This is a genomic window from Pseudomonas hunanensis (genome assembly GCF_013393325.1).
GTDB classification, from domain to species: domain Bacteria; phylum Pseudomonadota; class Gammaproteobacteria; order Pseudomonadales; family Pseudomonadaceae; genus Aquipseudomonas; species Aquipseudomonas putida_P.
On sequence record NZ_QJRC01000017.1, the window covers coordinates 1 to 297 of the forward strand.

The following is a 297-nucleotide window of genomic DNA, read 5'->3' on the forward strand; positions in this document are numbered from 1 at the left end:
CGTTCAACCCATTCAAGGACAAGGCCGACGCGATCGGCAGTTTGCTCGGCGCCAGCGATAACGTGATCGAAGGCTTGGCCGGCCGCTTTCCGGCCATGGTCGGCATCACCGACCTCACCGCCCAGACGGTCAATACCGTGGTGCTCAAGCGCCTGCGTGGGCAAACACGCTGGGATGCCAGCCATGGCCTGCGCCAGCAGGTGTTGATGGCGGCGCGTGAAGGCAATGCCGAGAAAGCGCTGGGGCTATTGGCAGCGCGCTACCGGATCACCAGCCAGGTCATCACGGAAAATCCGT

Annotated in this window: 1 pseudogene; it reads left to right on the forward strand. The window is 63.3% G+C overall.

The window, feature by feature from the left end:
* A pseudogene (locus DM807_RS00195) lies at positions 1-297 on the forward strand (T6SS effector BTH_I2691 family protein); the annotation flags it as partial.